The sequence below is a fragment of the Alkalibacterium thalassium genome (assembly GCF_900101165.1).
In the GTDB taxonomy this organism is placed as follows: Bacteria; Bacillota; Bacilli; order Lactobacillales; family Carnobacteriaceae_A; genus Alkalibacterium; species Alkalibacterium indicireducens.
Genome location: NZ_FNFK01000071.1, coordinates 1 through 8,412 on the forward strand (window position 1 = coordinate 1; position 8,412 = coordinate 8,412).

The window sequence follows — 8,412 nt, forward strand, 5'->3', positions numbered from 1 at the left end:
AACGAAAGTGGAGCAATGGCTCCATCACCGTATCAGGCAACTCATTTTAAAAAGATGGAAAAATCCACGTACTAAGATTAGCAGATTAATGCGTTTAGGTCTAGATATGGACAGTGCTAAACGCATTGGTTACTCCAGAAAGAAATACTGGAGACTGTCAAAAACACCTGAAGTTCATTGGGTGCTTACAACGAAAAGACTCTACCGGTGGAACGTAGTTTCACTACGAGACCTGGCAGAGTCTGCTTACTTAAGATATTGAACCGCCGTATACGGAACCGTACGTACGGTGGTGTGAGAGGACGATAAATGAATTAATCATTTATCTCCTACTCGATACCCGTCTGCATATTCTTCTCAAATAAATCAGGAATGTTGGCAGTCCGATGATTATGAAGCATAAAGAGGTCACACTATCTTCAATATTTCTGGTGGCGTATCATATGTTGATTATATTTGAAGTATGTTACTATGAATTAAATAATGTAAATGACAAGTGTTATGGAAATAGAGTTTAAGAACACTCTCTATACCATTTATATTTTTTAGAGGAGGAGCTTGTATCGAAAAAGAGCGGATACACTCTTCAGGCATAGATCAGGCCTATGCTTACTGCGAAGAGATTATAAAAGAACAGTCCAAGAGTTTTTATTTTGCTTTTTCGAAGCTGCCTAAAGATAAGGCTGAAGCAGTGTATGCTATTTATGCTTTCTGTCGCCTGGCAGATGATAGCATCGATGAAGCAGAAACAAAAGAGCAGCAGGCTGAAGCACTGGCTATGCTGACCAGCGAACTGAACCGATTTGAGCAAGGGAGAGAACCGGACCACCCGATCTGGCACGCATTGAGAGATGTCTTCAGCAGATTTGATATGACGATTCAACCATTTTATGATCAGCTGAAAGGGCAGGCAATGGACTATCATTTCGAACAGCCCTCGACGCTGGAAGAGGTTGAGACTTACAGTTACTATGTAGCTGGATCTGTCGGTCTGATGCTTCTTCCGATCATAGCAACTGAGAACCATCAGGAGTTAAAAGAGCAGGCAATCGCTTTGGGCGTCGCTATGCAGCTGACGAATATATTAAGAGATGTCGGAGAAGACTATCGGGAGATTCATCGGATTTATCTGCCGTCTGATTTAATGAAGAAGTTGAACTATACTGAACAGAATCTGTCTGATGGAGTGATCAACGAATCATTTATCAGTATTTGGGAAACCCTTGCCTTAAGGGCTGAACAGCTTTATCTGGACTTCACTAAATCATTAGATCTTTTTGACAAGGATAGTCAGTATCCTGTTGCCTTGTCATCAAAAGTATACGGCGGAATTCTTGAGGCTGTGAGACAGAATAATTATGACTGCTTTTCCAAGAGAAACAAGACATCCATGATAATGAAAATGCGGATGTTGAGAGAAGTAAAGATGCAATTTGATAAGTGAGAGAGAAAATTTACAAGAATGAGGCAGAGAATATGACGAAGGTAAAACATCAGGGGAAAACGGTCGTAGTTATCGGTGGAGGACTGGGTGGATTGTCATCTGCCATATCACTGGCTCAAAACGGCTATACTGTGTCCTTGTATGAAAAAAACAGTCACCTGGGCGGCAAACTGAACAGGCTGGAAAAAGAAGGATTCGGCTTCGATCTTGGGCCATCCATTCTCACCATGCCTCATATTTTTGATGAATTATTTAAAAAAAGTGGAAAGAAACTGGCAGATTATGTACCTATCAGACAGCTTGATCTGGAATGGCGCTCGTTCTTTACTGACGGCACAACCATTGAGTTATACAATGATCTGGATGAAATGAAGCAGAAGAATCCTGCGTTAAGTGATACGGACCTTCAGGAATACCGCAATTATCTTGATTATACTCGCCGATTATATGAGGCAACTGAAGAAGGGTATTTTAATAAAGGACTGGATGATCTGAAATCCATCATTGATTACCATGGTCTTATCCCTGCATTGAAGGGGTTCGATTATTTCCATACAATGGCTCAAGGCATTGATAAGCGTGTAAAAAATCCTTACATGAGGGACATGCTGAAGTATTACATTAAGTATGTCGGTTCCTCTGCAGATGAAGCCCCGGCTGTCTTGAATGTTCTGGCATACGTACAGAAGAAAATGGGACTCTGGTATGTCGACGGAGGCATGCACAAGCTGGCTGAAGGTTTAGTCCAACTTGGAAAAGAAGTCGGTGTGAGCTTTCATACAGGTGTTGAAGTGACAGCAATCGATACGAATGAAGAGAATGAAGTGACAGGTATAAAGCTTGGCAATGGTGAGCATGTCAAGGCTGATAAAATCGTTTCAAACATGGAAGTGATTCCCACCTACAAGCGACTTTTAAATGTCGACGCTGCCCTTACAGATAAACTGGAAGAGACATTTGAACCAGCAGCATCCGGCCTCGTGCTTCACCTTGGTGTCGACCGGACTTACCCGCAGCTGGCTCATCACAACTTTTTCTTCTCGGAAAACTCCAGGCGCAACTACAAGACAGTCTTTAAAGATAAAGGACTGCCTGAGGATCCGACGATTTATCTTGTAAACAGCAACAAGACCGACCCGTCTCAGGCACCTGAAGGACATGAGAATATCAAGATCCTTCCACACATTCCTTATATTCAGGATCGGCCGTTTACAGATGCTGATTACGCTCAGCTGAGAGAACGTGTTCTGATCAAACTGGAGAATATGGGTCTGACTGATTTGAGAAAACATATTGTAGTTGAAGATCAGTGGACGCCTGTGGACATTGAACAGACCTATTACTCTACACATGGCGCGATCTACGGTGTTGTTTCCGACCGGAAAAAGAACAAGGGGTTCAAGTTTCCTAAGAAAAGTGACCAGTACAAGAACCTTTATTTTGCCGGAGGATCGGTCAACCCCGGTGGCGGAATGCCGATGGTCACGTTAAGTGGGCAGCAAGTCGCCGACATCATCATAAATGAAGACAAGTAACACCTGGTAATCATATTGAGAGAAAGGATGTGCGCAGATGAGTGAGGGAATACTTGCCGTGCTCCTTTCTATCGGTCTGATGAGCGGGTGTTTCTTTTTGTTTAAAATACCCGTCATTCCTTTAACCAAGTCTGACAGAAAGCTTCCGGGACTTTCTATCATTATCCCGGCCAGAGACGAAGAAAAATCTCTGCCGAACCTATTGAAGTCCTTGAATAGCCAGACTTATAAGGCTTTGGAAGTTATTGTTGTGGATGATGAATCCACAGACGATACAGCTAGGATTGCGGCAGCGCACGATGCGAAAGTATTGTCCACTGAAGAATCAGAACTTGAATCAGGGGGAAAATCTGCAGCTTGCTGGATAGGAGCCGAAAAGGCAAAGGGAGAATGGCTGCTCTTCCTGGATGCCGACACCTACTTTGTCAATGACCGGGCGCTTGAATCAGTTGCTGATCAATATTTGAATCAACAGGACAAGGGCTTGTTATCCATACAACCCTTTCATGAGATAAAAAAAGTTTACGAAACAGCATCGATCGTTCCGAATATCATGGTCATGGCCGGTGTCAATCGGTATAGCCTGTTAGGTGGACACATCGAAGAGAGAGGAGCTTTTGGCCCGTTTCTGCTGACGACGCGTAAGCAATATGAAGAATCTGGTGGACATAGGACCATACTGGACAGCCATATGGATGACATCGAACTGGCAAAACGGTATAAAGAAACGGGTTTACCTGTTAATGTGTTCAGTGGGAAGAAGGTTGTCCATTTCCGGATGTTCCCTGAAAGCTTTAGTCAGTTGGTCAACGGCTGGACTAAAAGCCTGATTCATGGATCGGAAGGGACCAACCCCTTAGTTCTGTTAAGTATTGCGCTGTGGATAGCGGGGATTTGCCTGTCGACGACTATACTGATTGGAACATTAGTTATCCTTGGACCAGCAGGTATTCTACTTCCTGGTCTAATCTATTTCTTTTACTGTGTGCAGTTCAGGTGGCTGATGAACAAAGTTGGTCAATTTCCGCTATGGACAGCAGGATTTCCGGTAATTTATATCATAGTCTTTCTGTTTCTGTATCTCTTTTCAGTCTTTAAGGTAAAAATACTGAAAAGAGTCAGATGGCGGAACAGAGAAATAAAGTTTTAGGCTGAAAGGAGAGAGAAGTATTGAGGTTAGTGTGGGTAAACATAGCAGTATGGCTTTTTTTCCACTTAAGCATTTCACTCGGTCTCCTGAAAGTCCCCTACAGTTACTTTGGACCTGACCACCCGTCAGACATCTTATTCAGAGAGCGGTCCTTTGAACAAAAGGGGAAGCTCTGGAGAAATGTATTTTATGTACACAAATGGAAAGACAGACTCCCGGATGGTGCTTCACTTTTCAAGATGGGTTATAAGAAGAAACAGTTGGCTGATACGACAGTAGAAACAATGCAGCTGTTTATAATGGAAACGAAAAGGGCAGAACTGACTCATCTTCTGCTTCTTCTTCCTGCACCATTGTTTTTCTTGTGGAATCCAGTCTGGGCGGGTTTTGTCATGGTGTTCTATGCAATCATCGTCAATGTCCCATTTATTATTATTCAGAGATATAATCGTATCAGGCTGGCGATGATTGCTCAAAGAAGATATAAAAGAAGATGATTTTATTCCGAATTCGTGTTACTATATAAAAGTAAGTAAAAGTAAAGGAGGATAAGGATGGGTAAAATAAATAAACTGACGGAAATAGGGTATGCTGAACTGAATGTGAGAGACCTGGATAAAATGACGCGTTACTATACTGATACAGTCGGACTTAGTCTGATTGAAAAAACTGACTCACAATCAAAATTAGGTATTGCAGAATCAGGAAAGGTCCTGCTTATTCTTGAAGAAACCCAAGGTCAGGATAACTTAGAAGTGAAAGCAGGTCTGTTCCATACCGCTTTTCTGCTTCCTGAGCGCAGGGATTTAGGAAATACATTATACAATCTTTTAAAAAATGAAGTGGCAATTGCCGGTGCTTCGGATCATGGGTATAGCGAAGCGTTATATCTGCAGGATCCTGAAGGAAATGGAATAGAGATCTACCGAGATAAGCCTAAAGAAGAGTGGGTGATCAATGATGACGGAACGATTCCAGGTGTGACCGAACAGATGGATGCACACGGCGTGCTGGACAGTCGGGATGAGAAAGTATCTCCATTATTTCCTGAAGGAACTGTCGTGGGTCATATACACTTGTCCGTATCAGACTTGAAAGAATCAGAGCAGTTTTATACTGATGCGCTTGGAATGGATTTGAAATACGAGTATGGTGCTCAGGCACGTTTTATTGCTGCTGGAGACTATCACCATCATATTGGAATGAACACATGGGCAGGTAGTGGCTTACCTAAGCGACGATCCGGCGATTTGGGACTACGTCTGTTTACGCTTGTTCTGCCTGACCGGACAGATATAGATAAGCTGGCCGATCGTCTGTCAGAAAATGGTTATCCCTTCGAACGGGAACAGGACAGTTTGTCAGTAACTGACCCGAATGGCATCATTATTACCTTTAATGTTATAGAGTGAATATAAATGGGACCTTTGGCAGAAGATACATATGTCTGTCAAAGGTCTTTTTAGTAATAATGGCAAGATTATGGATAATGAGAAATAGTATCATTCTCATCTGAATGAATTGACTAGGACCATACTTAAGATTGTGCTATCTTTAACATATAAGGCATGGACTAGGAGGACTAAGATGACTGGATTATTCAAAAATAACAAGCCAATGCTTCTGACCGTGATCAGTGGGTTTCTGATCCTGTTCGGTGGCATTGCATCATATAATAGCTGGAGACCGTTGGATGTCGTCCTCTTTATCAGTTCCTTTATCATTGGCGGGTATTATCAGGGGAAAGAAGGCATAATGGAGCTGGTAAGAGACCGATCACTCAATGTTGATATTCTGATGGTTCTCGCGGCAGTAGGGGCATCGATCATTGGTTTCTGGCTGGAAGGAGCTCTGCTGATTTTCATTTTCTCACTTAGTGGCTCGCTGGAAATCTATACAACAAATAAAAGTACAGATGCCATTTCTCATCTGATGAAGCTCACACCTGACACAGCTCTCCTCCTCACTGAAGAAGGTAGAACTGAAGAAGTGGAAACTGAAGATCTCAAAATAGGTGACTGTGTAATTGTTCCGAAGGGGTCTGCCATTCCTATAGATGGTCAACTGATCAGTCAGTATGGGCTCATCGATGAATCAGCAGTCTCAGGCGAATCGGTCCCTGTAAGTAAGCAGGCGGAAGATGTAGTGATCGGGGGAACTGTGAATATTTCTCAGCCTATTAAGGTTCGTGTGACCACTGACTATTCAGACACACTTTTCGCTAAAATAATCAGACTGGTTGATGAAGCGCAAGGTACACCGTCTCAGACAGCGACATTCATTGAGTCGATAGAAACGCATTATGTGAAAATTGTGCTGGTTTTTGTCCCAGTTATGATTCTTGTTTTCCTCTATATCCTTGGTTGGGGATTTACTGAATCTTTTTATAGAGGAATGGTCTTGCTGACTGTTGCTTCACCTTGTGCATTGATGGCCTCAGCGAGTCCGGCGACCTTGTCAGCAATATCGAACGGAGCTAAGAACGGTGTGCTGTACAAAGGCGGCTCCTACTTGGAGAATTTCAGTCAGATCAGTGCAATAGCATTTGATAAGACCGGGACCCTGACTGAAGGAACGCCGAAAGTGACGGATGTGGTATTTAATGATCAGTCATATGGCAAGGAGATCCAGCAGGTCGTTGTCGCTATGGAGAAACAGTCCAGTCACCCTCTTGCGAGAGCAGTTGTCGATCATTTGAGTGCTGAAACGGAAGGCAGACTGTTCCACTTTGACCTGATCAATGAAGTAGAAGGAAAAGGGATGGAAGGCGTTGCCGGAACAGACAGATATAAAATAGGAAAGAAAGAATTTGTTGTTAAAAATGATGATGATTACTTGGCAATTGAAGCAATGAACAGACAGAATGAGGGAAAGACAGTTTTATATGTATCAAAAAATGATGAACTGACTGCCTATATTGCTTTACTGGATCTCCCGGCTCCTGGAGCAAAAGAAACAGTAGACTATTTTAAAAGTCACAACATCAGGACCCTCATGATAACTGGAGACAATCAGGCGACAGGTGAATCGATCGGTTCATTGATAGGAGTCGATGAGGTGATAGCCAACTGCCTACCTGACGAAAAAGCGGAACTGATTCTGGAACTGAAGAAACGGTACGGCACAATTGTCATGGTAGGCGATGGCATAAACGATGCTCCGGCTCTGGCGAATGCCTCCATCGGAATTGCAATGGGTGCGGGAACGGATCTCGCTATGGAAGCTGCTGACGTGGTGCTTGTAAAAAATGATCTGCAGCAGCTGTCTTATAGTCATAAACTGTCCAGACGCCTGAACAGAATCATAATGCAGAATGTTGTATTTTCGATTGCCGTGATTGTTTTTCTGATCATAGTGAATCTGCTGCAGCTGATCAATCTTCCATTAGGAGTCATTGGACACGAAGGTAGCACGATACTAGTTATACTGAACGGCCTGCGCCTGCTCAGATGATCGAGTTTTCAGCACAACAGTTAAAGGAGAATACCCCATGGATTTATATGATATTGAAGTAGAAACGATTGAAGGAAAGAAACAGACACTGGATGAATATAGAGATAACTGGCTGATTATTGTCAATACGGCCAGCAAGTGCGGTCTAGTGGGGCAGCTTGAAGGGCTCCAGAGTATATATAACGCGTACAAAGATAAGGGAGTCCGGGTACTAGGCTTCCCCTGTGACCAGTTTATGAATCAGGAGCCGCTGGAAAATGACGAAATAAAGGAATTCTGTACCATGAACTATAGCGTGACTTTTCCATTATTTAAAAAAATCAAAGTCAACGGGAATGACGCTCACCCATTGTACAAGTATCTTAAAGAACAGACAGGCGGGAAGATGATTAAATGGAACTATACTAAGTTTATAATAGGGCCGCAGGAATCAGTGATCGAACGTTTCTCTCCTGTATCTGGTCCTGAAAAAGTAGAAGAAGAACTGAAAAAGCAGTTAGATAAATAAAAAAGAAGATTTCTTCACATGTAAAACATTTAAAACAAAGTCTTGCCTGAATAATTCATAGTACCTTGTCAGAACAGGCATTTATCCCGCTTTGATAAGGTTTATCACTCTATTCCTTCTTCACCCGTTGGGTGAAGAAAAAAATATACAAAAAGAGCACACTCTATGTTATTGTAAAGTCGACCAAAACAACAAAAACAAGAGGTGTGCTCAATGTCAACTTTACAAGAAAAGCAACTACAATTCAATCCCCATTTGGTTATGTCAAACGATGGCGGTCAATTATCCAATGATTCCGGTCTCCTTTTACTCTTTGAATTTT

General features: G+C 42.6%; 7 protein-coding genes and 1 pseudogene. All 8 read left to right on the forward strand.

All coding sequences use genetic code 11. The features are described from left to right. Positions 1–262 (forward strand): annotated as a pseudogene (locus BLR76_RS12080) (group II intron reverse transcriptase/maturase); the annotation flags it as partial. Between the two features lie 363 nt (positions 263–625). Further along, positions 626–1,444: a phytoene/squalene synthase family protein gene (locus tag BLR76_RS10370; protein WP_245683085.1), complete on the forward strand. Its 819-nt coding sequence runs from the start codon at positions 626–628 to the stop codon at positions 1,442–1,444. 32 nt (positions 1,445–1,476) lie between these two features. Further along, on the forward strand, positions 1,477–2,979 hold the full coding sequence (locus tag BLR76_RS10375; RefSeq protein ID WP_091268716.1) for a phytoene desaturase family protein: 1,503 nt from the start codon (positions 1,477–1,479) through the stop codon (positions 2,977–2,979). Between the two features lie 37 nt (positions 2,980–3,016). Next, a complete protein-coding gene (locus BLR76_RS10380; RefSeq protein ID WP_091268717.1) occupies positions 3,017–4,129 on the forward strand; it encodes a glycosyltransferase family 2 protein in 1,113 nt (370 codons plus the stop codon). Positions 4,130–4,158: 29 nt separating this feature from the next. Then, positions 4,159–4,626, forward strand: a complete 468-nt coding sequence (locus BLR76_RS10385; protein ID WP_245683086.1) for a glycosyl-4,4'-diaponeurosporenoate acyltransferase CrtO family protein — start codon at positions 4,159–4,161, stop codon at positions 4,624–4,626. 57 nt (positions 4,627–4,683) lie between these two features. Continuing rightward, positions 4,684–5,541, forward strand: a complete 858-nt coding sequence (locus tag BLR76_RS10390; protein ID WP_091268721.1) for a VOC family protein — start codon at positions 4,684–4,686, stop codon at positions 5,539–5,541. Positions 5,542–5,716: 175 nt separating this feature from the next. Further along, complete coding sequence (locus tag BLR76_RS10395) at positions 5,717–7,582, forward strand: heavy metal translocating P-type ATPase (RefSeq protein ID WP_091268722.1); 1,866 nt, start codon at positions 5,717–5,719, stop codon at positions 7,580–7,582. A 37-nt stretch (positions 7,583–7,619) separates the two neighbouring features. Further along, entirely contained in the window at positions 7,620–8,090 is a 471-nt protein-coding gene (locus BLR76_RS10400) for a glutathione peroxidase (protein ID WP_091268724.1), read from the forward strand. Positions 8,091–8,412 lie beyond the last annotated feature (322 nt).

What these genes read in the sequence shown, in the direction of transcription:
- BLR76_RS10375 (WP_091268716.1), top strand. Translation starts at nt 1,477, where the DNA reads ATGACGAAGGTAAAACATCAGGGGAAAACGGTCGTAGTTATCGGTGGA.
- BLR76_RS10380 (WP_091268717.1), top strand. Translation starts at nt 3,017, where the DNA reads ATGAGTGAGGGAATACTTGCCGTGCTCCTTTCTATCGGTCTGATGAGC.
- BLR76_RS10390 (WP_091268721.1), top strand. Translation starts at nt 4,684, where the DNA reads ATGGGTAAAATAAATAAACTGACGGAAATAGGGTATGCTGAACTGAAT.
- BLR76_RS10395 (WP_091268722.1), top strand. Translation starts at nt 5,717, where the DNA reads ATGACTGGATTATTCAAAAATAACAAGCCAATGCTTCTGACCGTGATC.
- BLR76_RS10400 (WP_091268724.1), top strand. Translation starts at nt 7,620, where the DNA reads ATGGATTTATATGATATTGAAGTAGAAACGATTGAAGGAAAGAAACAG.